Annotated in this window: 20 protein-coding genes and 1 pseudogene; 13 read left to right on the forward strand and 8 right to left on the reverse strand. The window is 72.9% G+C overall.

Features of this window, described 5'->3' with window-relative positions; all coding sequences use genetic code 11:
* Positions 1-170: 170 nt before the first annotated feature.
* Both V1L54_RS19825 and V1L54_RS19830 read right to left on the reverse strand, forming a co-directional pair.
* On the reverse strand, positions 171-1,940 hold the full coding sequence (locus V1L54_RS19825; protein WP_330119411.1) for an ATP-binding SpoIIE family protein phosphatase: 1,770 nt from the start codon (positions 1,938-1,940) through the stop codon (positions 171-173).
* A gap of 235 nt (positions 1,941-2,175) precedes the next feature.
* A complete protein-coding gene (locus V1L54_RS19830) occupies positions 2,176-3,588 on the reverse strand; it encodes an NAD(P)/FAD-dependent oxidoreductase (RefSeq protein WP_330119412.1) in 1,413 nt (470 codons plus the stop codon).
* Between the two features lie 332 nt (positions 3,589-3,920).
* On the opposite strand from V1L54_RS19830, the gene V1L54_RS19835 reads away from it, so the two are divergent.
* Complete coding sequence (locus tag V1L54_RS19835) at positions 3,921-4,754, forward strand: TetR/AcrR family transcriptional regulator (protein ID WP_330119413.1); 834 nt, start codon at positions 3,921-3,923, stop codon at positions 4,752-4,754.
* Between the two features lie 857 nt (positions 4,755-5,611).
* A complete protein-coding gene (locus V1L54_RS19840; protein ID WP_330119414.1) occupies positions 5,612-7,711 on the forward strand; it encodes an NPCBM/NEW2 domain-containing protein in 2,100 nt (699 codons plus the stop codon).
* A 57-nt stretch (positions 7,712-7,768) separates the two neighbouring features.
* Here V1L54_RS19840 and V1L54_RS19845 read toward each other — a convergent pair.
* From V1L54_RS19845 to V1L54_RS29505, 3 genes and pseudogenes are all read right to left on the reverse strand, one after another.
* Positions 7,769-8,706: pseudogene (locus V1L54_RS19845) on the reverse strand (IS481 family transposase); the annotation flags it as partial.
* A gap of 73 nt (positions 8,707-8,779) precedes the next feature.
* Entirely contained in the window at positions 8,780-9,379 is a 600-nt protein-coding gene (locus V1L54_RS19850; RefSeq protein ID WP_330119415.1) for a class I SAM-dependent methyltransferase, read from the reverse strand.
* 66 nt (positions 9,380-9,445) lie between these two features.
* Positions 9,446-9,877, reverse strand: coding sequence for an FAD-dependent oxidoreductase (locus V1L54_RS29505; protein WP_443076710.1), 432 nt, complete (start codon positions 9,875-9,877; stop codon positions 9,446-9,448).
* 91 nt (positions 9,878-9,968) lie between these two features.
* Between V1L54_RS29505 and V1L54_RS19860 the strand changes: the two genes are divergently transcribed.
* Positions 9,969-10,571 carry an XRE family transcriptional regulator gene (locus V1L54_RS19860; protein ID WP_330119416.1) on the forward strand — a complete coding sequence of 201 codons (603 nt, stop codon included), beginning with the start codon at positions 9,969-9,971 and terminating at the stop codon, positions 10,569-10,571.
* 349 nt (positions 10,572-10,920) lie between these two features.
* On the opposite strand, the gene V1L54_RS19865 is transcribed toward V1L54_RS19860, so the two are convergent.
* Positions 10,921-13,149: an asparagine synthase-related protein gene (locus V1L54_RS19865; RefSeq protein WP_330119417.1), complete on the reverse strand. Its 2,229-nt coding sequence runs from the start codon at positions 13,147-13,149 to the stop codon at positions 10,921-10,923.
* Between the two features lie 652 nt (positions 13,150-13,801).
* On the opposite strand from V1L54_RS19865, the gene V1L54_RS19870 reads away from it, so the two are divergent.
* From V1L54_RS19870 to V1L54_RS19905, 8 genes are all read left to right on the forward strand, one after another.
* Positions 13,802-15,307, forward strand: a complete 1,506-nt coding sequence (locus V1L54_RS19870; protein ID WP_330119418.1) for an NsdA family TPR-like regulatory protein — start codon at positions 13,802-13,804, stop codon at positions 15,305-15,307.
* Between the two features lie 85 nt (positions 15,308-15,392).
* Positions 15,393-16,685 carry an L-2-hydroxyglutarate dehydrogenase gene (gene lhgD, locus V1L54_RS19875; protein WP_443076718.1) on the forward strand — a complete coding sequence of 431 codons (1,293 nt, stop codon included), beginning with the start codon at positions 15,393-15,395 and terminating at the stop codon, positions 16,683-16,685.
* Positions 16,686-16,851: 166 nt separating this feature from the next.
* Positions 16,852-18,417 (forward strand): outer membrane protein assembly factor BamB family protein, encoded by a 1,566-nt coding sequence (locus tag V1L54_RS19880; protein ID WP_330119419.1) that lies wholly within the window; start codon positions 16,852-16,854, stop codon positions 18,415-18,417.
* Between the two features lie 82 nt (positions 18,418-18,499).
* A complete protein-coding gene (thyX, locus tag V1L54_RS19885; protein ID WP_330119420.1) occupies positions 18,500-19,285 on the forward strand; it encodes an FAD-dependent thymidylate synthase in 786 nt (261 codons plus the stop codon).
* 128 nt (positions 19,286-19,413) lie between these two features.
* Entirely contained in the window at positions 19,414-20,181 is a 768-nt protein-coding gene (trmB, locus tag V1L54_RS19890; protein WP_443076719.1) for a tRNA (guanosine(46)-N7)-methyltransferase TrmB, read from the forward strand.
* Between the two features lie 186 nt (positions 20,182-20,367).
* Complete coding sequence (locus V1L54_RS19895; protein ID WP_330119532.1) at positions 20,368-21,591, forward strand: PrsW family intramembrane metalloprotease; 1,224 nt, start codon at positions 20,368-20,370, stop codon at positions 21,589-21,591.
* 191 nt (positions 21,592-21,782) lie between these two features.
* On the forward strand, positions 21,783-22,559 hold the full coding sequence (locus V1L54_RS19900; RefSeq protein ID WP_330119421.1) for an HNH endonuclease: 777 nt from the start codon (positions 21,783-21,785) through the stop codon (positions 22,557-22,559).
* Positions 22,560-22,585: 26 nt separating this feature from the next.
* The gene (locus V1L54_RS19905; protein WP_330119422.1) at positions 22,586-23,101 is read left to right on the forward strand and encodes a very short patch repair endonuclease; all 516 of its coding nucleotides are present in this window, start codon (positions 22,586-22,588) and stop codon (positions 23,099-23,101) included.
* On the opposite strand, the gene V1L54_RS19910 is transcribed toward V1L54_RS19905, so the two are convergent.
* Positions 23,015-24,214 (reverse strand): DNA cytosine methyltransferase, encoded by a 1,200-nt coding sequence (locus V1L54_RS19910; RefSeq protein ID WP_330119423.1) that lies wholly within the window; start codon positions 24,212-24,214, stop codon positions 23,015-23,017. The genes V1L54_RS19905 and V1L54_RS19910 overlap by 87 nt on opposite strands.
* 272 nt (positions 24,215-24,486) lie before the next feature.
* Positions 24,487-25,119: an ATP-binding protein gene (locus V1L54_RS19915; protein WP_330119424.1), complete on the reverse strand. Its 633-nt coding sequence runs from the start codon at positions 25,117-25,119 to the stop codon at positions 24,487-24,489.
* Positions 25,120-25,334: 215 nt separating this feature from the next.
* On the opposite strand from V1L54_RS19915, the gene V1L54_RS19920 reads away from it, so the two are divergent.
* Positions 25,335-26,180 carry a helix-turn-helix domain-containing protein gene (locus tag V1L54_RS19920; protein ID WP_330119425.1) on the forward strand — a complete coding sequence of 282 codons (846 nt, stop codon included), beginning with the start codon at positions 25,335-25,337 and terminating at the stop codon, positions 26,178-26,180.
* Positions 26,180-26,398 carry a DUF397 domain-containing protein gene (locus V1L54_RS19925; protein WP_330119426.1) on the forward strand — a complete coding sequence of 73 codons (219 nt, stop codon included), beginning with the start codon at positions 26,180-26,182 and terminating at the stop codon, positions 26,396-26,398. The genes V1L54_RS19920 and V1L54_RS19925 overlap by 1 nt, the downstream gene beginning before the upstream one ends.
* The last annotated feature ends 202 nt before the right edge of the window (positions 26,399-26,600 follow it).

Genomic DNA, 26,600 nt, shown 5'->3' on the forward strand with positions numbered 1-26,600 from the left:
TGTTGTCAGGAGAGCCACTGGGTCCCTGACAACTCGGGGAACCTTACGGACCGGTCCCCGGGCTGTCAAATCCCTCGCGGAGCGTTCCGCTCCGGGCCACCGGGACGGCCTCTCGGTGCCTCCGGCCGGGTGTCACCCGTCCGGAGGGACGGTCCGGCGCCCCGGGGCCCCTACTGAGGAACGGTCTCCGGGAGGGCGAACTCGCACCACACCGCCTTGCCGCCGCCCGGTGTGCGCCGGGAGCCCCAGGCGGAGGAGATGGTCGCGACGATGGAGATGCCACGGCCGCTCTCGTCCGCCGGCTCCGCACGGCGGCGGCGCGGCAGATGCTCGTCGCCGTCGGTCACCTCGATGATCAGGCGGCGGTCCGTGCGGCGCAGACGCAGGCGCATCGGCGGGGTGCCGTGCTGGAGTGAGTTGGCGACGAGTTCGCTGGCGGCCAGCACACCCAGGTCGTGCAGCTCCGCGGGGAAACGCCAGCTGGCCAGGACTCCGGAGGCGAAGGCCCGGGCGCGGGGCGCGGCCTCGTTGCCGCCGAGGAGGTCGAGCGCGGCGTTGTGGAAGAGTTCCGCGTCCTGGCCGGTGCGGACCGGGTGCTGGAGGACGAGGAGGGCCACGTCGTCGTCGTGTTCCGCGGTGATGCCCAGGGCCCGCTGGAGCCGGTCGCAGACGGTCTGCGGAGTGCCGGTGGCTCCGGCGAAGGCTCCCTCCAGGGCGTCGATGCCCTGGTCGATGTCGGCGTCGCGCCGCTCCACCAGACCGTCGGTGTAGAGCACGGCGGAGGAGCCGGGGCCGAAGGCGACCGGGGCGGAGGTGTGCAGCCAGCCGCCGGTGCCCAGTGGGGGGCCGGTGGCGGCCTCCGCGCGGTGGACAGTGCCGTCCGGGTCGCGGACGAGGATCGGCATGTGGCCCGCGGAGGCGTACACCAGACGGCCCTCGTTGGGGTCGTGGACGGCGTAGACGCAGGTGGCGATCTGGTTGGGGTCGATCTCGGCGGCGAGTCCGTCGAGGAGCTGGAGCACTTCGTGGGGCGGCAGGTCCAGCCGGGCGTACGCGCGGACGGCGGTGCGCAGCTGCCCCATGACGGCGGCGGCCCGTACCCCACGGCCCATCACATCGCCGATGACGAGGGCGGTGCGGCCCGCGCCGAGGGTGATGACGTCGTACCAGTCGCCGCCGACCGCCGCCTCCGTGCCGCCCGGCTGGTAGGCGGCGGCGACCCGCAGGTCGTCGGGGTGCTCCAGCTGCTGCGGCAGCAGGCTGCGCTGGAGGGTGACGGCGGCCTCGCGCTGGCGACGTTCGCTGGCGCGCAGCCGCTCGGCGACCTCGATCTGGTCGGTCACCTCGGCCGCGAAGACCAGGACGCCCCGCTCCGGTTCCGGGCCGGGCAGCTCGATGGGGGTGCAGGTGAAGGTGTAGTAGCCCGGACGGGTGCGGCCGGGGCGGGCGGGGACACGGCGGGACTTGACCGTGCGGGGTCTGCCGCTGCGCAGGACCTGGTCCATCAGCGGGAGCAGGCCCAGCTCGGCCAGTTCGGGCAGGGCCTCGGCGGCGGACGCGCCGGGGGTGCGCGGGCCGAAGACGTCGGTGTAGGCGCCGTTGACGAACGCGACACGGTGGTCGGGGCCGTGGACGAGGGCGACCAGCGCCGGGAGGTGCCCGAGCAGGTCCTGCACGGACAGGGCGTCGATGCCGCGGCCGGTCCCGCCCCTCGCGTCCGCCGCGGCCGTCGCGGCCGTCGTGCCGACCCGGCCCGGCGCCTCCGCCCCGTCGGCCTCGGGGACGGAGGCGCCGCCCTGGCCGTCCCGGGACTCGTTCCGGGCGGCCGGTACGGCGCCGGGCGGGGCGGCCGGTGCCTGGGGCCTGCGCCGTACCGCCCGGGCGGCGGCGATACGCCGCGGTGTGCCGGGCAGCCGGGCGCTCCAGCGCGTGAAGTTCACTGCGTGCGGTCCGATCCAAGTTCCGATGAGTCTGTAGTGCCTGCGTCTGTGTCTGCTGCTGTGCTGCGGGTGGGTGCCGGCGGGATCCGCTCGCGAGAACGTCCACGGGACCGTGCGCCGTTCCGCCCGGGCGTCCGTTCGTGGGACGGCCGGACCGGCGCCGGCCGGCGCCCCCTCATCGGCGCGGGCCCGCCCATCGTCACACGCACAGTGTGGCCGACGGGGCCGACATCCGTCAGGATCCCTTGGGACGGCGGTCGGTGCCCGCGGCGAGTTCGAACTCGGCGCGCGGGTGTTCCAGCGACCCGAGCGAGACGATCTCACGTTTGAACAGTCCGGCCAGCGTCCATTCGGCGAGGATGCGCGTCTTCCGGTTGGCGGTCGGCATCCGGTTCAGGTGGTACATACGGTGCAGCCACCAGGCGGGGTAGCCCTTGAGCTTGCGGCCGTAGACATGTGCGACGCCCTTGTGGAGGCCGAGCGAGGCGACGGACCCGGCGAGGGCGTGCCGATACTCCCCGAGCTCCTCACCGCGCAGCGACGCCACCAGGTTGTCGGCCAGGACACGGGCCTGGCGCAGGGCGTGCTGGGCGTTGGGGGCGCACGTCCGGACCGGCTCCTCCCCGCCGCCCCCCACGCCTCCGGTCCGGGGCTCGTCCTCCGCCGCCAGGTCCGGGACGGCGGCGGCGTCTCCGGCGGCCCAGGCGTGCTCGGTCCCCTCGACGCGCAGCTGGGCGGTGCAGCGCAGTCGGCCGCGGTCGTCGCGGGGGAGGTCGGTGGCGGCGAGCACGGGGTGGGGTTTGACGCCCGCCGTCCACACGAGGGTGCGACACGGATGGCGGGAGCCGTCGCTCAGTACGGCGACCCGGTTCGCGCAGCTCTCCAGCCGGGTCCGGAGGCGTACGTCGATGTTGCGGCCGCGCAGCTCGCGGAGGGCGTACCGGCCCAGTGCCCCGCCGACCTCGGGGAGGATGCGATCGGCCGCCTCGACCAGGATCCACTTCTGGTCCCGGGGGCGGATGTTGTGGTAGTAGCGGCAGGCGTAGCGGGCCATGTCCTCCAGTTCGGCGAGGGCCTCCACCCCCGCGTAGCCGCCGCCGACGAAGACGAAGGTGAGGGCGGCGGCGCGGATGCCGGGGTCGCGGGTGGAGGAGGCGATGTCGAGCTGTTCGAGGACGTGGTTGCGCAGGCCGATGGCCTCCTCGATGGTCTTGAAGCCGATGCCGTGGTCGGCGAGGCCGGGGACCGGGAGGGCGCGGGAGACGGAGCCCGGGGCGAGGACGAGTTCGTCGTAGGGCAGCTCGACGGGACCGGTGCCGGCCTCCCCGGTGGCGGGGGTCTCGACGGTGACGACGCGCCTGGCGTGGTCGACGGCCTTCGCCTCGCCGACCAGGACCCGGCAGTGCGGCAGCACCCGGCGCAGGGGCACGACGACATGGCGGGGCGAGATGGATCCGGCGGCCGCCTCGGGCAGGAACGGCTGGTAGGTCATGTACGGCTCGGGGCCGAGGACGGTGATCTCCACGCCGCCGTTCCCGTCCCGCGCGCGTCTCAGTTCCTTCTTCAGGCGCCGCTGGAGGCGCAGGGCGGTGTACATGCCTACGTAGCCGCCGCCGACCACGAGAATGCGCGCGGGTTCCTTCGTCACCTGTCCATGACGCACCCGCGGACGCACGTTTGTCCACAGGTCGGGAGAATCGTATGACCGGCGGAAGGGTGGGTTCCGGACTGCTCCCTGCGACTGCCCGGTGAACGGAACCGCAGGTCGGAGCGGGAATGCGCATATGCCGGCGCGGCGCTGGGGGAGGTGGCCGGAGCGTACTCCGATCAGGGTGGGGACGTGGCGGAACAACGCTCTTTCTCTGGTGACCGGGCCTCAACTATGTTCGTAGGACGCCGGGGCGGAGTCATGACCGTAGCCCCGGTGGCAAGGGCGGGGAGTCTCCGGGGGGAGACTGCTCATTACCGGGGGAACACAACATGCATATGCAGGGCATTCAGGGCTCTCGTTGGTCGACCGCCGTCGTCTCGGACTCATCCGCGGAGAACGGCGTCACTCACGCGGTCGGTGGAGGAAGCGTCGGGGGAGGCGGGCGCACGACTCCGCTGCGGGTCGACGCCCAGCGCAATCTGGAGCACGTGCTGCGTGCCGCCCGCGAGGTCTTCGGCGAGTCGGGATACGGCGCTCCGATGGAGGACGTGGCGCGTCGGGCACGGGTCGGAGTCGGTACGGTCTACCGGCGTTTTCCCAGCAAGGACGTACTGGTGCGGCGGATCGCCGAGGAGGAGACGGCGCGGCTGACCGAGCAGGCGCGGACGGCGCTGCGGCAGGAGGAGGAGCCGTGGCCGGCGCTCTCCCGGTTCCTGCGCACCTCGGTGGCCTCGGGTGCGGGGCGACTGCTGCCGCCCCGAATACTGCGGGTCGACTCGTCGGACGACGAGTCGACCGGAGACAGCGGTGGCGAACGCGGCGGGTCGCGGGCGCCGCGGGGCGGCGGGCACGGGCAGCCGGGGCTTCGGCTGGTGGACGACCGGATGACCTCGGAGGCGGGGCCGGACACGGCCGGTCGGCGGGGTGACGAGGACGACGCGGGGGCGGCGGCGCTGCTCGACGTGGTCGGACAGCTGGTGGAACGGGCCCAGGCGGCCGGTGAGCTGCGCTCCGATGTGACCGTCTCGGACGTACTGCTGGTGATAGCGACGGCGGCGCCTTCTCTGCCGAACGCGGCGCAGCAGGCCGCGGCCTCGGAACGGCTGCTCGACATCCTGCTGGAGGGGCTGAGGCCGCGGACCGGCAGGCCCGCACAGGCCTGAAGGGCCGACCGGACCGACTGCTGAGGCTTCCGGGGTTGCCGGGGCTTCCGAGGCGGCTCCGGCCGTCCGCCGCGACCGGGCCGAACGGGCCGGAGCGGCGGCCGGCGGCCGGATCGGAGACCGACTGACCGGCTGACTGGGGGCGATCCGACTGCGGGAACCGGGGGACGGGCCGGAGCCGCTCAAAGGGGACTCGAAGGGGGCCGGAGTCGGCCGGGCGACACCGTGCGGGCCGGGCACTGCCGGAACGGAAGTGCCCTGGGGCGGCCGGCCGCCACCGGACCAGGACGCCCCGAGTGGTGCAGCCGAGTGGGCAGCCGGACGGAACGTCCACGGCAGCCCCTGGAGTGCTCGTTCCCGCGGGGCGGTCGCCCGGGACAGCCCTCCGGAGTGGCCGGAGGTGCCGGAAGGGCGGCGCGGAAGCGGGCTCGCGGCAAGCAAGGGCTCGGCCGCCTGTCCGCAGCGCCCCGGTCCGCTCCCGGCTCGTTTCTCAGGCCTTTCTCGGCCACCTTCTGCCCGTTGTCGATCTGTCGCGGCCCGAAAGCAGACCGCTTGGGAGGTGATTTCCGGCCAACTTCGGCGGGTGCAGGCGGGTCCGGGCACTCCCGCGCTCTGTGGGAGCGCTCCTATACAGCGTGGAGACCGTTCGCGCCCACCACTTCACGGTTCGCCGCCCCGGATGGGTGATTGAGAAGCACTCCCGAAGCCCGCGCCGCCACCGTTGTGACACGCTTTGCCGGTGTTCGGTGGCAACGGTGTGTACGGGGGTCCTCGCTTTGAGTGTTGACGAGCGGGAGGAGCCGCGCGTTCCGGGAAGAGCGTGCGGTACGGACGGGGCGGGTGAAGCGGGCGGACTCGTGCCGCGGCGGTGTTCGGGGAACTCAGCGCGTCCGGAGAACCCGGAGGACCCGGAGGACCCGGAGGACCCGGAGAGCGGGAAGAACGGGGAGGACCCGGAGGACGGGGAGGAGGCGCCGCCGGGCGACACCGAGTTGGTGTCGCGGATGCGCGGCGGGAACACCACCGCGTACGAGGAGTTCCGCCGGCGGCACTACGACGCGGTGCGCCGCTACACCGGCCACTGCTGCCGGACCGCGGCCGCCGCGGACGCCCTGGCCGACGAGGTCTTCGCGCGGACGCTGCTGACCGTGCGCGACGGCACGGGTCCGGACACGGCGATGCGCGTCCATCTGCTGACGGTCGTCCGGCAGGTGGCTGCGGCCTGGGGGCGTACGGCCTGCTGGGAGCAGCTGGCCGAGGAGTTCGCGGTGTTCGCGGTGGCGGCCGACTCACCGGGCAGCGGCGAGTCCTTCGAGTCGGACGCGGATGTACGGGCCATGTGGCGGGCCGAGCGCTCGACGGTGGTGGACGCCTTCCGCTGCCTGCCCGAGCGCTGGCAGGTGGTGCTGTGGCACACCGTCGTCGAGAACGAACCGCCGCGCGGGGCCGCGCCGCTGCTGGGCCTGACGGCACCGGCAGCGGAGAGGCTCGCCCGCCGGGCCGAGGAAGGGCTGCGGCAGGCCTACCTGCACGCGCACATCGGCCGGGCCCGGGCCGCGGGCGGGGACTGCGCGCACCACGTCGACCGGCTGGGCGCGTACACCCGCCGGAGCCGGCGGACGCGGCCGGGACGGGGACTGCACCGGCATCTGGAGCAGTGCGCGGACTGCCGGTCGGCCGCGCGGGGCGCCGGGGACGTCCGCGAGCGGCTGCGGCTGCTGCTGCCGGTGGCGGTCATGGGCTGGGGCGCGGCCGAGTACGCGGCGCACCCGAGGTGCCCGGCGCGCTCGGCCTACTCGGCGCACTCGGCCGCGGGCGAGCACGGCGTCCGCCGCGCGGGTCCGTATCCGCGCCCGGCGGAGACGGCCGGTGCGGCGGGCTACGCGGTGGTGAGTGCCCTGGGCGACGGTGCCGTACCGGGCTCGGTGGGCGAAGCCGGCCCGGCCGGTTCGACGTGGCCGGCGAGGGCTGCCCGCGGGGAGGGTCAGGCCGGCCGGAGGTGCCTGCTCGACGCGCCGGCCGGCCGGTCGGGCGCGGACGGCACATCGGTGTCCGACGGCCTGTGCGCCACCGCGAAGGCCGGTGTCACCGCGGGTGTGATGGCCGCCGCGGTGGCCACCGCGCTGACCCTGGCGCTGGTCGGCGACGGCCAGCGGCCCCGCGGGCCGCAGCCGGGCGCGGGAAGCCCGGGCCCGGCCGCGACCCTGCCCGACACGGCGGACGGCGCGGGTACGGGTGCGGAGGTGAAGGGCTCCCGGTTACGGGATCTGGAGGTGGCGGACGCGGAGCCGGCGGTGGGCACGGCAGTGACGGGTCCGGGCCACCGGGCCGGTCCGTCCGGCCGGACGGACCGGCCCGGTGGCCCGGCGGGGGACGCGTCTGTCCCCCCGGCGGCGCCGGGCGTCCCGGGCGGGGGCGTCGTTCCGGACGTCCCGGAGTCCGTCCGGCCGGATGTCGGCAGCCCTCTGACCTCCCCGCCGTCCACGCCGCCTCCGGCGGTACGGCCTCCGGCGGCGCGCTCCGGGCCCACCGTCCACCGGCTGGAACAGCTGTACCGGGACGGGTCCGGTGCCGGTGGGCCCGATGTCCGCAGGGGTGAGAGCGGCTGGCTGTGGCCCCGCTCCCACCTGTACGTCGACGGGCGGGACCGCGGCCCCGGCGCCACGGTGCGCGCCGGTTCGTCGGTGGTGGTCGAGGTGGGCGGGGCCTGCACCGTGTTCGAGGCGCTGGTCGGGGTGGACGATCTGACGCTGGGCCGGGGCGCGGTCCGCTTCGCCGTCCACGCCGACGGGGTCCGGCTGTGGCGGTCGGGCCTCCTCCGCAGGGGTGACGCGCCGGTGCCGGTACGGGTGCCGCTCACCGGACGGCGTACGGTCCGGCTGGTGGTCGAGGCGCGCACCGTCGTGGACCAGACGGTGCTGGCGGACTGGGTCCGGGCGCGGTTCGGCTGCCGCTGACCGGCCGGTCACACCACCCGCGCCGCCCCGTAACACCCGGGGCGCCACGGGGCGGCGTGCGGTGTGGCCACGGTGATGGCTGTAGGTGCGGAGGAAGTCGACCAGAGCTGCGGTGCGCTCGGCGCCGCTGGTGTACGGGCGAACATAGGCCCATTAGTCGGGGAGTGTGCGGTTCAGGCGCTCCACCTTGCCGTTCGTCTGCGGGTGATAGGGCCGGGTGCGTTTGTGGATGATGTCGGCGCCACGCGGAGTCCGGGTGAACAGCCTGGATCTGTAGCAGGATCCGTTGTCCGTGAGGACGCGCTCGACGCTGATGCCGTGTCCGCTGAAGAAGGCGTTTGCCCGCTGCCGGAACTCCGCGGCGGTCTCCTTGCGTTCGTCGTTGAGGGCCTCGCTGCAGGCGAGTCGGGGGTGATCGTCGGTGATCGTCAACGGCTGTGTGGACGAAGCTGTAGCCGATCACGGGGCTGCCGCCTTCGCGCGCGCTGGTCGTGGCTTGCCGGTTGGCGCCGGCCTGCTGCCGGGGCATGACCCGATGCCCGCCGCCGTCGGGAATGTTGCCGAGCTTCTTGATGTCCACGTGGACCAGTTCGCCGGGGCGTGATCGCTCGTACCGCCGGATGATCTGGCTGGTGGGCCGGTCCATCCATCGCAGACGGTCCGGGTTGTGGCGGGTCAGGACACGGTGGACGGTCGAGGCGGGCAATCCCAGGATCGCCCCGGTTCTGGCCGGGCCGGGTTTTCGCCCACGCCGCAGGTCGCAGATGCGGGACTCGACATCTGTGGGGGTGTGGTGGGGAGTTCTGCGCGGCCTGCCGGGGCGGTCGTACAGGCCGGCATCGCCTTCGGCTCGCCAGCGGCCGGACCCACCTGTGAGCCGGGGTGCGGGAGATGCCCATCTCATCGGCTACGTGGGCGACGGGCCTGCCGACCCTGACCCGATCGACGAGGAGCCGTCTGCCATGGACGGTCAGCCGGTCATTGGGGTGGGGCAAGAGGACCTCTGTGGTGGTGTGGAGGTGAAAGACCTCGGCGCTCCCCGGAGGGGCGAGGCGGAGTCCGGCGGGCTTACGGCAGGCGTACCGCTCGCAGGACGGCGTCTTGGGTGTGGTGCGTGCCGGCGGGGGTCGGGGTGGCACGAGGGCGGGTCCCGTTGGTCAGTACGTTCCAGGCGGTGGGGTCGAGGAGTCGGGCGATGTCGTCGGGCTGGTAGTAGTCGGCGGGGTCGAAGTCCTCGCGCGGTGTGAGGTCTGCGCGGGCGTGGGTGGCGAAGAGCAGCGTTCCGCCGGGGGCGACAGCGTTGAGAAGGCCGTGCAGCGCCGTGTGGCCGGGCTGGCGGTGGAGTGGGAAGTAGTGGATGGACACCAGGTCGAAGGCGTCTGCGGGGGGCGGCGTGGTGGTGAGGTCGGCCCGTGCCCACGCCACGCGGCCGTTGACGCCGGCGGCAGCGGCGGCAGCGCGGTGCAGGGCGGTCCCGGAGATGTCGACCGCGGTGACCTGCCAGCCGCGCTGGGCCAGCCAGAGTGCGTCGGCTCCCTCGCCGCATCCGACGTCGAGCGCCTGGCCCGGCGGCAGGCCGGCGGTCTCGGTGACGAGTACGGGATTGGGGTTACCGCTGAATGCCTGATCGCGACTGCGGTACATCTCGTCCCAGTGCTGGGCGTCCATAGCGCCTGAGTCCTCTTCACGGTCTCTCGTCGGTGTTCGGCGTGCGGGGCGCTCGGATCGCTGCCGTCACCGTGGCGTCCCCGTCCTTTGACCCGGCCTCCTCGTCCGGGCCGGACGAGGAGGCCGCACGCGATCACGCCGAGGACGAACACCGCCACGGTCACCCAGAAGGCGACGGTGTTGCCGTGCACGGATGCCCGCCCGGCAGCGTCGGGGTCGCGCGCCGCGGACAGCGCCCGGCCCGCCTGCACGGTGCCGCCGTAGCCGGCCACCTCGGAGCGTCCCCGCTTCCTGCAGCTCACCGGGCGGCGCCCCGGCACGGGAGAGGAAGCCGTGCATGTGCGCCGCCGGTGCGTCGCGGGGCCAGCCGTCGTCGATCACCAGCACGGACCTGCGGGCGCGTCCGAGCACGAGCGCCGCGCTCGAGCCGGCCGGGCCTGCGCCGACCACTACGACGTCGTACCGGCCACCCCTGTTGACCTGGGCGTTTCGGGTCATCGTGACCACCTCCGACCGTCAAGGTGCGCCCACTTCGGCAATCTCGCAAAGTTCTTTGCAGAAATTGCAAACCACAGGCAGGGTGGGACGCATGAGTGATGGCTTCGGTGCCGTGCTGGCCGCGGTCGGCCCCCGGCTGCGCGAACTGCGCCGCCGCCGCGGCGCCACCCTGACCGCCCTGTCGGAGACCACCGGCATTCCGGTCAGCACCCTGTCCCGACTGGAATCCGGGCACCGCAAACCGGGCCTGGAACTCCTGCTGCCCCTGGCCCGGGCCTACCAGATGCCGGTCGAGGAGCTGATCGGCGCCCCGGCCGACCTCGACCCCCGGGTGTATCCGCAGCCGGTCACCCGCAACGGCATGACGGTCGTCCCGCTGACCCGCAAACCCGGCGGACTGCAGGCGTTCAAACACATCCTGCCCGCCGGCCTGACCGACGGCCGCGAACCCGACCCCCGCTCACACGAGGGCTACCACTGGCTGTACGTCCTGCGCGGCCGCCTGCGCGTCGTGCTCGGCGACAAGGACTTCATCCTCACCGACGGCGAAGTCGCCGAATTCGACACCCACCTCCCGCACTGGTTCGGCAACGCCGACGAACACCCCGTGGAATTCCTCAGCATCCTTGGCCCCCAGGGCGAACGCGTCCATATCAAAGCCAGCTACCGCCCCGAAGACCCCCGTCCCCTCTGAACAGCCCGCAGGCACGTACCCCGTGGGACGGGACAAGGCTCACCTCAGGCAGATCGCCGCCGGATGTCAACAACGTTCGTGGTCAACACACCTGGGCGAGGGAGGGAACCCGCGGGCCGACCGGAAGCGCCCGGCGGAGGGCCCGCTCGCGTTGCCGGCCGACGCGGCGAGCACGAGCAGCGGGTTCCCCGGGACCGCGGGGTCCCCGGGGCCGGGGGCGGGGCGTCTCCCTGGCCGGAGACCCGGGAGAGCGCCGGGGCCGCGAGCCGGGTGAGCCCTGGCCGGCGCGGCACCAGGTCATCCGGCCCGCGGGAGCGGCAGCCGTACCGGGCCGGTGCCCGGCGGGGCGTCACAGGCTCGGGCGCTGCGGCACCCCGCCGGCCACCGCCCGCTGGCGCGGCGCGGCGGTGCCCGTCCAGCAGCTCCCCCGGCGGGCCAGCAGCCGCCGCAGCCAGACCTCGGTGGAGACCAGTTCCGCCAGCCCGTCCAGCGGCAGCGGCTCGCCCTCGGCGGCCGCCCGCAGCGCCCGGCGGACGACCCGGGCCTCCACCAGTCCGGCGTCGGCGAGCAGCGGGGCGTCGAAGAGGTCGATGAGCTCGCCGATCCGGCTCCGCAGCCCGGTCCGTGCCGCCGCCGTGTCCGTGACCTGGGAGGGGACGCCCCAGCCGGGCGGCAGCTCGCGGATGCCCGCCCCGGTCAGGACGGCGCGCAGCACCGAGGCCCGCGCTCCCGGCTGGACGCGCAGGGCCTCGGGCAGGGCCCGGCAGGCGCGTACGACCTGGTTGTCCAGGAAGGGCGCGTGCAGCCGCTGGCTGCGCACCTCGGCGGCCTGTTCCAGCAGGCGGTGGTCGGCGGCCAGCCGGGCCAGTGCGGCGCGCGCCCGCCGCTCCCCCGGCCGGGTGCCGGTCTCGTCGGGCACCGGGCGGAGCGCGGCCTGCTCCAGCCGAATCGATACTTCCGCCAGCACCTCGCCCGTCAGCCAGCGCGCGGCCGGTCCCGGCCGGCACCAGGTGAGGGCGGCCAGCGAGGCGTCGAGCGCACCGTACGCGCCGGCCCCGTTACCGGCCCCGCCGCCCGCGCCGACGGCCGCGCCGTCCGGTCCGGCGCCGCCCGCCCCGACCACGGCCGGCTCGTGCTCGCGCAGCCGCCGCGCGGCGTCCAGCATCCCGTCCCGGTACGGGGTGCGGGCCAGCCGCCGCGCCGCCCGGTAGACGGTGAGCGGCACCAGCACCGACCGCCCGGGCGGGCCCTCCGCCCTGGCCAGCGCCGTGACGGGCCGCAGCAGATGGCGGCGGCGCCGGTCCAGCAGCAGGTCGGCCAGCCGGGCCGGGTGCCCGTCGAGCACCTGCCGGGCGCCGTAGCCGCCGAGCTGGTCGGCGCTGCCCGCGGCCAGCCGCCGCCGGTGCCGTTCGGCGGTGATCAGCGAGGGGCCGGGTTCGTCGGTCAGCGGCCCGTCGACGAGCGGGCCGCCGTCCGGTCCGGCGTACGGCAGGGCCTCCTCGCCGAGCGCGACGACGACGTGGTGCAGCCGGGGGTTCTCGGCGATGCTGCGGGCCCGTTCCAGTTCGACCGCGCGGCCCGACGGCAGCCCCTGGGCGCCGGAGGCGTCGAGGGGGCCGAGGGGGCCGAGGGTGAGGTCGTTGAAGGTGACGGCGAGCAGCCGCTCGCCGGCCGCCGTCCCCGCCGTGCCGTACACGGTGCCCGGCATGCCCGGCAGTCCGGCAGCCAGCAGCGCGAGCGTCGCGGAGGCGCTGCCGCCGGACAGGTCGGCGCCGATGCCGGGCGCGGGTCCGCGCGGCGGGCGGCCCGCGCGGCGCTGGGCGGGGCCCATGCCGGGGACCGGGCCGGGGTCGAGGTCGTCGAGGTCGGGCACGGGGGCGTGGCGCGGGGCCGCCAGCCGTACCCGTACCGCCTCCACCAGGGCGTCGCGGATGCCCGCGACCGCGTCGTCGGCGTCGACCGGGGCGGCGGCGACGACGGTGGGGACGGCGGGTTCGTAGCTGACGGTCTCCCGGCTGCTGCCGTCGCGCAGGATCAGGGCGTGGCCGGGCGGTACGCGCCGCACCCCGGCGTACGGGGTGCCGTCGCCCAGGGCCTCGGGCACGTCGGGGCAGGCCAGCAGGGCGGCGAGGTGTCCGACGTCGAGCTGGGCCTCGATCAGGTCGGCCAGCGGCAGGGCCGCGGTGGCGTAGGCGGTGCCGCCCGCCCACGGGGTGTGGAAGACGGGCCGGGCGCCGGCGAGGTCGGTGGTGACGGTGACGCGGCGGCCGATGCGCACCACGGCGGTGTAACTGCCGGGCCAGGCGGTCAGATGGCGCAGGGCGCCGCCGCGGGCGGCGAACAGCCCGACGCGCAGCTGCTCGTCGGAGGCGCCGCAACAGCCCAGCACCGCCAGCCGGTTGCCGCCGTCGACCTCGACGACGCGCACCTCGTCGGGGCGCCAGTCACCGACCGCCCACAGCGGGTCGGGGCCGTCCCACAGCTGCTGTGCGCCGACCGGCCGGATCTCCCGCCCGGGCCGCGGCGCGGTGCCCGAGCCGCGCGCGTTGTCCGCGGCCCACCCCACCAACCACCGCATCCCCGCCTCCGCATGGGCCCGGAACCGCCGGCGGCCGGCCGGCCGCCGGCTGTCAACTGCCGTCGCTGCGGACCATGCTGCCACGGGATGGGCGCGCGGGAGGTGTACCGGTGCGCGGACGCGCGGATGTCGGGCGCCGGTCGTCGACGCCCCTACCGGTTGCCGAATCGCATCGCAAACAGCGTCATTCGGCCAAATATTTGCCGTGAAATATGCCGCGCGAAATCTCGTGCGAACATCCTCGGCAGTCCGGGAGGCATCGTCGCCTCCCGGACCGTACCGCCGCCCGCGGGGAATGGGGCGACGGCGTTCCCCCAGCCCACTGTGTCCAGTTCAGCGGGCCGACCCACGCAGCACCCATGGAAGCGCTTCCCCTCCGCGCCGCACAGAGCGCACGGACCGGCGCACCGGCACACACCCGGAGCACACGCCGAACGGGCATGCCCGGCCGTGCCCGGACGCCCCCGAACCCGCCCCGCGGCGGCCCGGAAAGCGTTCGCACGTTGCCGATCGCGCACTCCCGCACGGAGTCGAATCCCGCCATCCCCTCAGACGCCCCTTAACGGTAGGGATGCGGCGAACTACGCTGGGTTGACGGAATGCCCCGTGTGCGGCACGGGGCGGCCGTCGGCTGTGGGTCAGGGGTGCGCGCATGTCCAGGGAGCCACGCGGTCCGAACGAGAAGCTCGGCGCCGTTCTCGCCCTCGCGGGAATCAGCAACGCCGGACTCGCCCGCCGGGTCAACGACCTCGGCGCGCAGCGGGGGTTGAGCCTCCGGTACGACAAGACCTCGGTCGCCCGGTGGGTGTCCAAGGGCATGGTGCCCCAGGGCGCCGCCCCGCACCTCATCGCCGCCGCGATCGGCAGCAAACTGGGACGTCCCGTTCCGCTGCACGAGATCGGGCTGGCGGACGCCGACCCGACCCCGGAGGTGGGCCTGGCCTTCCCGCGCGACGTGGGCGCGGCGGTGCGCTCGGCGACGGAGCTGTACCGGCTCGACCCGGCCGGCCGGCGGGGCGGTGGCGGCGGCGTCTGGCAGTCCCTGGCGGGGTCCTTCTCGGTGAACGCCTACGCCCTGCCCACCTCCCGCTGGCTGATAACCCCGGCCGACAGCTCGGTCGCGCGGGACGCGGCGGCCCTGGCGAAGGCCGCGGAACGGGAGCGGCGGCGGTCGCGCTCCCTGGGCCCACCGGGCGCCCCGGGCCCGGGCGCCGCCCTCCCGCCGCCCGCCCCGACGCATCTGCGCGTCGGCCACAGCGACGTGGCCAAACTGCGGGAGGCCGCCCAGGAGGCGCGGCGCTGGGACTCCAAGTACGGCGGCGGCGACTGGCGTTCGTCGATGGTGCCCGAGTGCCTGCGGGTGGACGCCACCCCGCTGCTGCTGGGCTCCTACAGCGACGAGGTGGGCCGCGCGCTGTTCGGCGCCACCGCCGAACTGACCCGGCTGGCCGGGTGGATGGCCTTCGACACCGGCCAGCAGGAAGCCGCGCAGCGCTACTACATCCAGGCGCTGCGGCTGGCCCGGGCGGCGGCCGACGTGCCGCTGGGCGGCTACGTCCTGGCGTCGATGTCGCTGCAGGCGACGTACCGCGGCTTCGCCGAGGAGGGCGTGGACCTGGCGCAGGCCGCGCTGGAGCGCAACCGGGGCCTGGCCACGGCCCGCACGATGAGCTTCTTCCACCTGGTCGAGGCACGCGCCCACGCCAAGGCGGACGACGAGGCGGCCTGCGGTACGGCGCTGGCGGCGGCCGAGGGCTGGCTGGAGCGCTCCCGGGACGGCGATCCGGACCCGTCCTGGCTGGAGTTCTACTCCTACGACCGGCTCGCCGCCGACGCCGCCGAGTGCTACCGCGACCTGAAGGCGCCGGGCCAGGTGCGCCGCTTCACCGAGCAGGCGCTGGCGCGGCCGACGGAGGAGTACGCCCGCTCGCACGGGCTGCGGCTGGTGGTCTCGGCGGTCGCGGAGCTGGAGTCGGGCAACCTGGACGCGGCCTGCGCGGCGGGCGCCCGGGCGGTGGAGGTCGCCGGGCGGATCTCCTCGGCGCGGACGAACGAGTACGTGCGGGACCTGCTGCACCGGCTGGAGCCGTACGGCCACGAGCCGCGGGTGGCGGAGCTGCGGGAGCGGGCGCGCCCGCTGCTGGCCGCGCAGGCGTGACGGGGGCCGTGACGGGGCGACGGCACCGGGCGGCGGGTGATCCGGGGCGTCCCGTGAGGATTGCCTGTCAGTGGCACGGGCCATGATGGAAGACGTGTCCACTGTCTCCTCGGCGTTCACGGTCTCCCCCGGTTCTCCGGCGGCCCCCGCGCGGCGCGCCGCGTACGACTGCGACGTGCTGGTGGTCGGCGGCGGCATCGTCGGGCTGGCGGCGGCGTACGCGCTCACCCGGCTCCGGCCCGGTCTGAAGGTGACGGTCCTGGAGAAGGAGCCCGGCCCGGCCCGGCACCAGACCGGCCGCAACAGCGGGGTGATCCACAGCGGCGTCTACTACCGGCCCGGCTCGCTCAAGGCGCGGTTCGCGGTGCGGGGCGCGGCGGAGACGGTGAAGTTCTGCGCCGAGCACGGCATCCCGCACCGGATCACGGGCAAGCTGATCGTCGCCACCGAGCGGGCGGAGCTGCCCCGGCTGCACGCCCTGGTGCAGCGCGGCCGGAAGAACGGCATCCCGGTGCGGGAGCTGGGCCCGGCCCAGATCACCGAGTACGAGCCGCATGTGCGCGGCCTGGCGGCCATCCACGTCGGCACCACCGGCGTCTGCGACTTCGGCGCGGTCGCCGCCGAGCTGGCCCGGCTGGTGTCGGCGGCCGGGGGCGAGGTGCGCTGCGGCGCCGAGGTGGCGGCCGTGGACCGCCGCCCGGGGCTGGGCGTGGCCGTCCGTACGGCGGCGGGCGCGGTGGTGCGGGCCCGGGCCATGGTGAACTGCGCGGGGCTGCACTGCGACCGCGTCGCCCGGCTGGCGGGCGACGTACCGCCGGTGCGGATCGTGCCGTTCCGCGGCGAGTACCACGAGCTGGCCCCGGAGCGGGCGGGGCTGGTGCGGGGCCTGGTCTATCCGGTGCCGGATCCGGCGTTCCCGTTCCTGGGCGTGCATCTCACGCGCGGGGTGGACGGCTCGGTCCACCTCGGGCCGAACGCCGTGCCGGCCCTGGCCCGGGAGGGCTACGGCCGGGGCACCGTCCGCCCCCGCGAGCTGGCCGGGACGCTGGCCTGGCCTGGCACCTGGCGCGTCGCCCGCCGCCACTGGCGGTACGGCGCGGGCGAGCTGCGCCGCTCGCTGTCGAAGGCGGCCTTCACCGAGGCGGTGCGGCGGCTGCTGCCGGAGGTGGACGCGGCGGATCTGCGTCCGGCCCCGGCGGGGGTGCGGGCCCAGGCGGTCGGGCCGGACGGCGCGCTGGTGGACGACTTCCTGATCACCGAGGGCCCGCACACCGTCCACGTCCTCAACGCTCCGTCCCCGGCGGCGACGGCCGCCCTGCCGATCGGCCGCGAGGTGGCGCGCCGGGCCCTGGCGACGCTGGACGCGGCGGTGCGCTGACCCTCCGCCCCTCCGGCCGGGCGGCGTCCGGCCGGCCGGTGCCCGGCCCACCGGTGCGGCGCCCCGACTGGCATGATTCCCCCCGGGCTTTGTCATGTTCCGGTGCCGCTGCACGCACCGGGCGGGCGCCGGGGGGCGGCCGGGAACGGGAACGGGGGGCACGACGATGGCCGAGGACGGCAGAGCGCGCGGCGGCCGGGAGCTGGTACGGCCCGGCCTGTGGCTGGTGGCGGCGGGCGCGGCCCTGGGGCTGGCGCTGGAGTTCCACTTCCTGGGCTGGACGTCCATCCCGGGCAACTCCTGCGGCGGCAGGTACCGCCCCTGCCCGGAGGGCACCACACCGACCATCCTGCTGGCGTTCCTCTTCTCCTTCGCCGGCTTCTTCGCCCTCACGGGGGCGGTCATCGCGTTCCGGAAGGTCCGCCCCGGCAAACTCCTGCCCGCCGTCCTCGTCCTGGTGGGCGCGCCGCTCGCGCTGTGGCCGGGCTGGCAGGCGCACGTGTGGCTGCGCGGTCCGGTGCTCGACCCCGTCTGGGAGGCCGACCGGGACCGTCCGGCGACGGTGCGCGGGCGCGGGACGTGGACCGTGGGCGGGGAGCCCGGCACCGTGGTCCGGGTCCGCGACGACGCACTCACCGCGTACGGCGTCCGGGACGGAGAGCGCGCGTGGACCCTCAAGGCGCCCCCGCGCGCCTCGGTGTGCGGGATGAGCGACACCGTCGTCGACGGCATCGGCCTGGTCGCCTTCGGACCGCACGAGAAGCCGTGCGACACCGTGTGGGGTGTCGACGTGCGCGCGGGCCGCACGGTGTGGGAGCGGAGGATCAGCGGCGTCCCAGACTTCACCTCGGCGAGCGACGGCCTGCTCACGGCCGCCGCGGGCACGGCGGTCGTACTGACGGACGGCGCCGTCCGCGGCTACGGGCTCGCGGACGGGGAGCCGCGCTGGACGGCGGAGCTCACGGAGGCGGGCGGCACCGCCGGGCGGGACGGCGTACGGTGCCGGCCGCAGGTGGCCTCCGCGTCCGACAGGTCCGGCGGTGCCGCCGTCCGGGCCGTCGTCGAGTGCGCGGAGCGGTCCGGCGACTTCCGTTCGGCCTGGCTGGTGACCCTGGACGGCGCCACGGGCGAGGAGCGCGACCGCCGCGAGCTGCCCGTGGAGAGTTCCGTGAGCACGGCGATGGTGGTCTCGGCCGACCCGTTCACCCTCCTGCTGCGGGAGCGGGACGAACGCGGCACCGCCGCCGTCCTGGCCTACGGCGGCCCGGACGGCGGGGGCGAACCGGTGCTCATCCCCCTCACCGCCGACGAGGAGGACCTGGTCGTCGCCCCGGAGTACGGCTTCTTCGCGGCCCGCCCGGCACTGCTGGCCACGGTGGACAGAGACGCGCTGGTCGTCGCCGTCCGGCAGCCCGGCGCCTCCGACCCGGAAGGGGTCTCCGCCTACTCGCTGCGGGACGGACGGCGCCTGTGGCACACCGGCCTGGGCCACGAGGTCACCGCCCTGGCCCCCGCCGGCCGCGGCGGGGTGGCCGTGCTCGGGGACAACGGCCGGCTGTGGACGCTCGCCACCGGCGACGGGGAGCGCCGGGGCGAGGACGACGGGGTCACCCTGCGCGGCGTGTCCCCGGATCTCGACCTCAACCCGCAGCTCGTCCGGGCGGGCGGCACCTGGATCGTCGTCAACTCCGACGGCGACCGCCACCCGCCCCTGCTCGCCCTCGGGCCGTGACCGCGCCCGGGCCCGCCGCCCGGCGGCGGGCCCGCAAATGCGACACTGACCCGTACACTCCCGAGCCCCAACGGAGACCGCCTTGCGCCCCGTCGAACCCGAGATCCGCCTGATCGCCCGCCCCAGCCTCGACTACGAGGAGGTCGCGGCCTACCTGGCCGAGGTCGGCGGCGAGAGCTGGCTGGAGCGCCTGGACCGCGGCGACCTGGACGACGCGCAGAACCTCGCCGAGTTCGCCGGCCGCATCTGCTACCGCTCCTGGGAGCCGGGCCTGAACCCGAACGTCACCCGCATCCGCACCGAGCAGGACAAGTACCTGTCCAACATCCTGGCCTCCGCCCACGGCTCGGTGCTGGAGCACTTGAGCTTCTCCTTCGTGCTGCACAACGTGAGCCGGGTGGCCACCCACGAACTCGTGCGGCACCGCGCCGGTACGGCCGTCTCCCAGGAGTCGCTGCGCTTCGTCCGCCTGGACGACCTGCCGTTCTGGTTCCCGGAGTGGGCGAAGGCGGACGAGGAGCTGATGAAGCGCGCCACCGATCTGCTGGGACGGATGGAGGAGTTCCAGGGCTGGATGGCCGAGCACTTCGGGCTGGACGAGGAGGGCGTGAAGTTCGCCGAGAAGAAGGCGAAGACGTCCTTCATGCGCCGCTTCGCCCCCGAGGGCGTGGCGACGGGCCTGGTGTGGACGGCCAACGTCCGCACCCTGCGGCACGTCATCGAGAACCGCACCGCGCCGGGCGCCGAGGAGGAGATCCGGCTGGTCTTCGCCAAGGTGGGCGAGCTGATGCTGCGCGAGGCCCCGGCGCTGTTCGGGGACTACACGGTCGAGGACGGCGCCTGGGTGCCGGGCTGGCGCAAGGTCTGACCGTCACCGGCCGCCCGCCCGCCGGGACGGGCGGCCGTAGACTCGAAGCCACTGTGTCCGAGAAAGCACCAGAGACCACCGCAGAGACCGCCGCGCACGAGCCGTTGCCCGCCCCGCGCCGCGGGCGGATGTTCCCCGACGGCGACGGCCCCTCCGCCGACCCCGCCGGAGACCGCCACGAGCGCCGCATCCGCAGCTTCCAGCCGCGCCGCAGCCGGGTCACCGTCAACCAGCGCAGGGCCCTGCTGAAGCTGTGGCCGAAGTGGGGCGTGGAGATCGACGGCGACCGCCGGCTGGACCTGGACGCGCTCTTCGACACCCTCCCGCCGGGCGCCCCGGTCGTGCTGGAGATCGGCTTCGGGATGGGCGAGGCGACGGCCGAGATGGCCGCCGCCGATCCGGGCACCGGCATCCTCGCCGCCGACGTCCACACCCCGGGACAGGGCAATCTGCTGGCGCTGGCCGAACGGGACGGGCTGACGAACGTCCGGGTCGCCAACGGGGACGCGATCATCCTGCTGCGCGAGATGCTCGGCCCGGGCGTCCTCGCCGGGATCCGCGTCTTCTTCCCCGACCCGTGGCCCAAGAAGCGCCACCACAAGCGCCGAATCATCCAGCCGGAGTTCGTGTCGCTGGCCGCCTCCCGGCTGCGGCCGGGCGGGCTGCTGCACTGCGCCACCGACTGGGAGCCGTACGCGGAGCGGATGCTCGAGGTGCTGTCCGGCTGCCCCGCGCTGGAGAACACCCGGGCGGACGGCGGCTACGCGCCCCGGCCGGACTTCCGGCCGCTGACCCGCTTCGAGCGGCAGGGCCTGGCGAAGGGGCACGTCGTCCGCGACCTGCTCTTCCGCCGCGTCCCGGACCCGGACCCGGGCACGGGTACGCCCCCGTCCTGACGCCGCCCTCCCGTCCCCTCTCATCCCCTCTCATCCCCTCCCGCCCGGCCTTCCCCGCCGCCCGGCCGCCGGAAACCCCCGGACCGACACCCGGCCGATACTCATCCGATCCGGAGTGGAGTCTGGCAATCCGCCCCCGTGTGGACTAATCCTCGTCGGGTGCACCATGAGCTCCCGACGGCGACGATGACGGCGGACGGCGCGCGGCGCAGCGGCGCCGCGCGCCGCGTTCTGCCCGCCGCGGCCCTCACCGTGCTGCTGGGGCTGTGCGGGGCGGTGATCCTGGCGCTCGTCCACGAGCAGACCGGCTCCCACGGCTTCCTCGTCGGGCTGAGCCTGGCCCTGGTGCCCGTACCGCTGCTGCTGGCCGGCTTCCGCTGGCTGGACCGGGCCGCGCCCACCCCGCTGCGCAACCTGCTCTTCGCCTTCGGCTGGGGCGCCTGCGCGGCCACCCTGGTGGCGATCACCGTGAACGGCTTCGCGACCGAGTGGCTGGCCTCCTCCGTCCTGCCCCGCGCCCCGGACCGGGCCGACGTGCTGGGCACCACCGTCGTCGCGCCCGTGGTGGAGGAGACGGCGAAGGCGGGCGCGGTGCTGCTGCTGTACCTGCACCGGCCGCGGGACTTCGGCGGGCTCCTCTCCGGCGTCGTCACGGCGGGGGTCACCGCCACGGGCTTCGCCTTCACCGAGAACATCCTCTATCTGGGGCGGGCCTTCGGCGAGGACCTGGCGTTCGGGCAGCGGGGCCTGGAGTCGACGACGCTGGACACCTTCGTCCAGCGGGTGGTGCTGGGGCCGCTGGCGCACCCGCTGTTCACGGTGCTGGTGGGGCTGGGCTTCGGCGCGGCGGCCCTGGCCGCCCGGCACCGGCGCGTGCTGCGCACGGCGCTGCCGCTGCTGGGGCTGGTGGCGGCCGTCCTGCTGCACGCGGTGTGGAACGGCGCGGCGTCCCGGACGATGGACGTCTTCCTCACGGTCTACGGCGCCTTCATGGTGCCGGTGCTGGCGGCGGTGGCCGCGGTGGCGCTGTGGGCGCGGCGGCGCGTGCTGCGCACCGTACGGGCCACGCTGCCGCGGTACGCGGCGGCCGGGTGGCTCGCGGACCCCGAGCCGCACGCCCTGGGCTGCCTGCGCGCCCGCACCCTGGCCCGCGACCTCGCCCGCCGCGGCGGCGGGCGGCGGGCCGCCCGCGCGGTGGCCGAGTACCACCGCGCGGCCACGTCCCTGGCGCTGCTCCGCGCCCGCGCGGAGCGCGGCGCCCCGCCCCCTGACTTCCCCGACCACGAGCGCGCCCTGCTCCAGACCCTCTGGCACCGCCGCCCGATCGCGGGCCCGCCGACCGCCTCGGCGGCGTCCCTCAGCGCCCCGCCCCGTCAGGGCGCCCGGCGCCGGGCGGCGTACCGGCACTGAACTTTCTGGTGAGCCCAGCTTCGGCGTATGCGTGCCGTTGAAGGTATCGATGGTGACTCTGGACCGGTTCGAAGCCTGGGTACCCCTGCCAGTCACACCGTTCGCCGGCCGTGACGATCTCGTTCCCAGCCCACGCGGCCCGGACTGGTAGACCTCACTCACAGCAGGAACAATCGGCCATAATGTTAGGCATGCTTCCTGTCTTTGATGAGCCAGCCGATGAAAGCCTCGCCCCGGACGGGACACCTTGGTGGATGCTAAAAACCTGGCCTGGCTCCAAGGTGACTTTTGGCGGAGAACCCAGAATCGCCGCCTGGCTCTGGTTCAATAAAGAAATCGGCGAAACTTTCACAATGCGCGAAATAAGGGAGAAACTGGGAAAAGAGGTAGCAGAAGACGCGGAGCACCTGAATCGTCGGCTACGGGAGCTCAGAAAGTTCGGCTGGAAGATCCCGTCCCACAAGGAGGACCGCACTCTCCCGGTCAACACTTACCGTCTCGAAGGAAGAGGGAAAAAAATTTGGATCAAGGCAGAGCGCACAAAGCGCAATGCCGTGTCCGGCCGCATACGGCGACAAGTTTTTGAACGCGACGGGTACCGCTGCAAACTGTGCGGCGTAGGAAGCGGGGAGGAGTACCCTCGCGACCCTGGAAGCAAAGCTCGCATGACTGTCGGGCACAGAATTCCTCAAGAGAGAGGGGGATCGTCGGAGCCGGACAATCTCAGGACCGAGTGCTCAAAGTGCAATGAGGAACTCCGGGACGACATGAGAAATCCGGAGACCTACGCAGAAGTACTGACCGAGGTAAAGAATCTGAGGACAGCAGACCTGAGGTCTCTCCTTACTTGGCTCCAGGCAGGCGAACGCACTCGCTCCAGGCTTGACGAAGCATTCGACCGGGCGCGTATGCTGTCACACGATGACTACAGCCAACTCATCAAGCATCTGAAATCTCGCCTCGGCTAACGCCCATCGATAATACCGGCCTCAACATGACTACCAACCTTCGGAAAAGTAAATTGGAGCACAACGAAGCTGAGCCAGATGCCTGGCAACCACCGGAGGGATCCTGGGCTTCATCAGCTGCACGGCGGCGGAACATGCAAGCCATCCGGAGCCGGGATACGAAGCCTGAGCAGACGGTCCGGCGGCTCGTGCATGCTCTGGGGCTCCGGTACCGCGTGTCAGCGAGGCCTCTCAAGAACCTTCGCCGGACGGCCGACATGGTCTTCCGCCCGGCGAAGGTCGCGGTGTTCATCGATGGGTGCTACTGGCATGGCTGCCCGGAGCACTACGTGCCCCCGAGGACCAACCCTGGCTACTGGTCAGGCAAGGTAGCGGGGAACATAGCCCGGGACCGGGACACTGACCGGCAACTCACAGAAGCCGGCTGGACTGTGCTGCGGTTCTGGGAGCACGAGTCACCCGACGACTGCGCGCTCAAGATCGCCGCAACGGTCAGCCGGATCCGCGCCGAGAGAGACAGACGGCGTGGGCAGCTCGAATAGCCTGGCATCCTGCGCCTCGCTCACCCTTACCATGCCCTCACATGGATTTTTGGCTCCTGCTTCAAGTGCTGCGGCAATCTGCATGCCGACGGCCTGGGCAACAGGAGGAGGAAAGGCATTTCCTACCTGCCGATAAGCAGCAGTTTTGCGGCCTGTGAACTTCCAGGATGCCGGGAAACCCTGAATGATTGCGGCCTGAGTGACCGTGAGCTTTGGACCGATCGGAACACCTTCGCGGTCCACGCTGTACAGGTCGCGTACAGGGTCCACCATCTCTTCCGGCTCGTTTGCCACTCCCATGGCGTCGACGCCGAGCTTGCGCCAGGCTTTTTTCGCGCGAGTGGGGCCAAGGTCCGCGCCACCGTGCTTCTTCGAACCGCCTACGAGAGTGGGTGCGACGCCGGTCTTGGCCTTCTCATACCACCGCTTGTAGGCGTCCTTGCCCTCTGGCGTGTCACCGAATCTCTTGCGCATCGTGGGTGCGAGCGCCTTGGCAACTGTGACTACCGGGATGTTGTCCGGGTCCGGCCACTGAAAGTAGCCGGCGTAATCCTTCTGCATCGCAACCAGGATCGCCCTGGGCCTCAGTTGGGGAACTCCGTAGTCGCGAGCTTCGAGGACCCTCCAGCCGAGGTAGACATATTCCATGTCTTCCAGGCGCTGGATGATCTCCTCTCGGTAGCTCCTGAACTTTTCCGCTGGCTCCACCAGCCCGCGTACGTTTTCGATCATGACAGCCCTGGGCTGGAGGAACCGCACCAGTTCAAGCGCTTTGGGAAACAGGTCTCGCTCATCGTCCCTGCCCAGCTGTTTGCCTGCGGCTGAGAACGGCGGGCAGGGAACACCGCCGGCGAAGAGGTCGAGGGGCTCGTCTCCCAGACCTGCCTTCTCAGCCAACTCACTGGGCTCCAACTTGGTGAGGTCCTCCTGGAGAACCTTGCAGCCCCCCCAGCCGGGCTTGCCCTTCACGTTGTGCTCGAGGGTGTTGCAGGCGTTGTCATCGATCTCAACGAGCGCCAGGTGGCGAAAGCCAGCGTTGTGCAAACCGAGGGCTTGCCCCCCTGCACCTGCGCAGATCTCCACTGAGGTGAACCTAGACTCAGTGCGGCTCATGCGCCCTCCTTCCAGATGTGCCTGACGGACACATTGCGCGATCCGCCGTCACAGAGGGTTACAGGCCCCACTGACAACGCGGCCTCCAAGACTGGGCTGCCGTGAACGGATGTCACTCTGGTCACGCTGCCCAGCACACTGAACACCCATACGATATTGCTCCCGCCTCCGCTGTCGAGACCGAGGGTGACTCATGGCCTCAGTGGCTCCATCACCGCCTCGGCGCATCATGCCGCACTTCTCGTAACGCTGGCCGGAAAGCCACGAAGCAGTCATGAAGCCCCGCTCCCTGCTCCGTGGCCCGACTGGATTTGGCCAAGGACGCAGTCGGGGTCCCGGCCCTGCGCTGTCAGCCAGTGGCGGAGGTCTGCGATCAGGCCTGTCACTGAACCCTCAAGGGCAGCAAGGTTGCGCGTGCCGGTCGGCATCAGCTGACCAGAGAGACGGCCGTAGACCTCCAGAGCAGTCACAGCCCGCCGGAGCCGCAGGCACTCCTCGCCCGTTCCCAGTGGGAACTCGCACCACACAGCCTTGCCGGACGCAGTGAGAAGCGTCCCCCAGGCGGCGGTCACCGCAGCGAGCAGACGCAGACCGCGGCCGCTCTCGTCGTAGTCGGTGGGGTGGCGCAGCGTGGGGACCGCGTAGCACTCGTCGTGGACCTCGAGTCGGAGTCGGCCGTCGCCCATCATCAGGACGAGTGACGCAGTGGCTCCCTCTCCTACGTGTCTGTAGACGTTGGCAGCGAGTTCACCCGTGACCAGTTCCGCCTGGCTCAGCAGGTCGGTCAGCCCCCAGAGCCCCAACTGCTCCCTGACAGCCGACCGCAGCCTGCCGAGTTCCTCCGGGACCGCCCTGAAGGGCAGCACCGAGCGCAACCGGGGTTCCCTGATGCCGTATGCGTCCATCGGAACGCACTCCCCTCTTGTCGCCTCAGCCTGCGCCTGCCGCTCCCTGCGACTCCGCTGAGTAACTAGATGATTGCGAGTATGGCATGGGATATTTCTTCATGTAACTTCTCACAGAACTCGACCGGGTGAATCCACGGAATATCAACTTGGACCGCTCATAGCCTGGGCGGCCGCGCGTGGGCAGTCGCCCGCAGATCAGGAAGGGTGCCGTTATGCCGTCGAGGGTCACGACCCGACGCCGCCAACTCGGCGCGATGATGCGGAAGTTCCGCGCCCGGTCGGGGATGACGCTTGAGGAGGCAGGTCGCCTCGTCGGAGTCTCGAAGGCCACCGTCAGCCGGTACGAGACGCAGGAAGGGCCGGTGAGGTGGCTCGTCGTGGACGCTCTCTGCCGACGCTACGGGGTGACGGATACCGAGCGGGAGGCTGCCGTCAGGCTCGCCAAGGACGCCAAGCGGCAGGGCTGGTGGGACCCGATCGCGGACAAGCTTCCCGAGACCATGAACCTGCTGCTCACCCTTGAGGACGAGGCAGTACGCGAGGATCACTTCGCCTGCTTGTACGTCCCCGGCCTCCTGCAGACCCGCAGGTACACGGAGGCCGTGCAGCACGCTTCCGAGATGCGGCTCACGAACGAGGAGATCGAGCGGCTCGTCGATCTGCGCATGAAACGGCAGGAGATTCTCACCCGAGACCGGCCGCCTCACCTGTGGGCCGTGCTCGATGAGTCGGTCATCCGCCGCGTCGTGGGCTCACCGGAGGTGATGCGCGGGCAACTCGGGCATCTGCTGGAGGCCGGCAGGTCGCCCAACATCACCCTTCAGGTGCTGCCCTTCTCCAAGGGAGCGCACTCCGCCGCCCTGGGCAGCTTCGTCATCATCGGCGGTGCCGAGTCCTCGTTGGATGTCGTGTACGTAGATATCCACGTGGGCTCGATCTTCCTGGAGAAGGAGGAGGAGCTGGAGCGGTACCGGCTCGCGTTCGACTACCTCCGCGCCCAGGCACTGGACATGGCAGCCTCAGTCGAGCTGATCGAACGTGTCCGTGAGGAGATGTGATGACACCGGCCATACCAGTGCTTCCGGAGAGCGCCTGGTTCAAGTCCTCATACAGCGGTGCAGGGGCGACCGAGTGCGTTGAGACAGCCTCTCTTCCGGGGGGCATGGCAGTACGGGACAGCAGGAACCGCGATGAGGCTGTGCTGGCCTTCTCCGCTGGAGCATGGGGCGCGTTCCTCAGCCGAGTGAAGGACCAGGGCAGCGAAGGCGTGATGTGAGGCGGCATCTGGGCGCTAGGAACAGTGACGGCCTCGTGGCTGCACAGGTGGAGGTCAGTGCGGGGAGTGGGCTCCCCGCGCTGACCGTGGATGCGCAATGAGGGCGCATCCACGCAGATCGTCTGTGGTCAAAGTCAACGACGATTTCATTACAACTAGCGCTCACATGCGACTGTACGCATACACTCACGGGGTCAACAGA

This window comes from Streptomyces rubellus (genome assembly GCF_036323805.1).
Taxonomy (GTDB): Bacteria; Actinomycetota; Actinomycetes; order Streptomycetales; family Streptomycetaceae; genus Streptomyces.

What these genes read in the sequence shown, in the direction of transcription:
- V1L54_RS19835 (WP_330119413.1), top strand. Translation starts at nt 3,921, where the DNA reads ATGCATATGCAGGGCATTCAGGGCTCTCGTTGGTCGACCGCCGTCGTC.
- V1L54_RS19850 (WP_330119415.1), bottom strand. Translation starts at nt 9,379, where the DNA reads ATGGACGCCCAGCACTGGGACGAGATGTACCGCAGTCGCGATCAGGCA.
- V1L54_RS29505 (WP_443076710.1), bottom strand. Translation starts at nt 9,877, where the DNA reads ATGACCCGAAACGCCCAGGTCAACAGGGGTGGCCGGTACGACGTCGTA.
- V1L54_RS19860 (WP_330119416.1), top strand. Translation starts at nt 9,969, where the DNA reads ATGAGTGATGGCTTCGGTGCCGTGCTGGCCGCGGTCGGCCCCCGGCTG.
- V1L54_RS19865 (WP_330119417.1), bottom strand. Translation starts at nt 13,149, where the DNA reads ATGCGGTGGTTGGTGGGGTGGGCCGCGGACAACGCGCGCGGCTCGGGC.
- V1L54_RS19870 (WP_330119418.1), top strand. Translation starts at nt 13,802, where the DNA reads ATGTCCAGGGAGCCACGCGGTCCGAACGAGAAGCTCGGCGCCGTTCTC.
- lhgD (WP_443076718.1), top strand. Translation starts at nt 15,393, where the DNA reads ATGGAAGACGTGTCCACTGTCTCCTCGGCGTTCACGGTCTCCCCCGGT.
- V1L54_RS19880 (WP_330119419.1), top strand. Translation starts at nt 16,852, where the DNA reads ATGGCCGAGGACGGCAGAGCGCGCGGCGGCCGGGAGCTGGTACGGCCC.
- trmB (WP_443076719.1), top strand. Translation starts at nt 19,414, where the DNA reads ATGTTCCCCGACGGCGACGGCCCCTCCGCCGACCCCGCCGGAGACCGC.
- V1L54_RS19895 (WP_330119532.1), top strand. Translation starts at nt 20,368, where the DNA reads ATGACGGCGGACGGCGCGCGGCGCAGCGGCGCCGCGCGCCGCGTTCTG.
- V1L54_RS19900 (WP_330119421.1), top strand. Translation starts at nt 21,783, where the DNA reads ATGCTTCCTGTCTTTGATGAGCCAGCCGATGAAAGCCTCGCCCCGGAC.
- V1L54_RS19905 (WP_330119422.1), top strand. Translation starts at nt 22,586, where the DNA reads ATGACTACCAACCTTCGGAAAAGTAAATTGGAGCACAACGAAGCTGAG.
- V1L54_RS19910 (WP_330119423.1), bottom strand. Translation starts at nt 24,214, where the DNA reads ATGAGCCGCACTGAGTCTAGGTTCACCTCAGTGGAGATCTGCGCAGGT.
- V1L54_RS19915 (WP_330119424.1), bottom strand. Translation starts at nt 25,119, where the DNA reads ATGGACGCATACGGCATCAGGGAACCCCGGTTGCGCTCGGTGCTGCCC.
- V1L54_RS19920 (WP_330119425.1), top strand. Translation starts at nt 25,335, where the DNA reads ATGCCGTCGAGGGTCACGACCCGACGCCGCCAACTCGGCGCGATGATG.
- V1L54_RS19925 (WP_330119426.1), top strand. Translation starts at nt 26,180, where the DNA reads ATGACACCGGCCATACCAGTGCTTCCGGAGAGCGCCTGGTTCAAGTCC.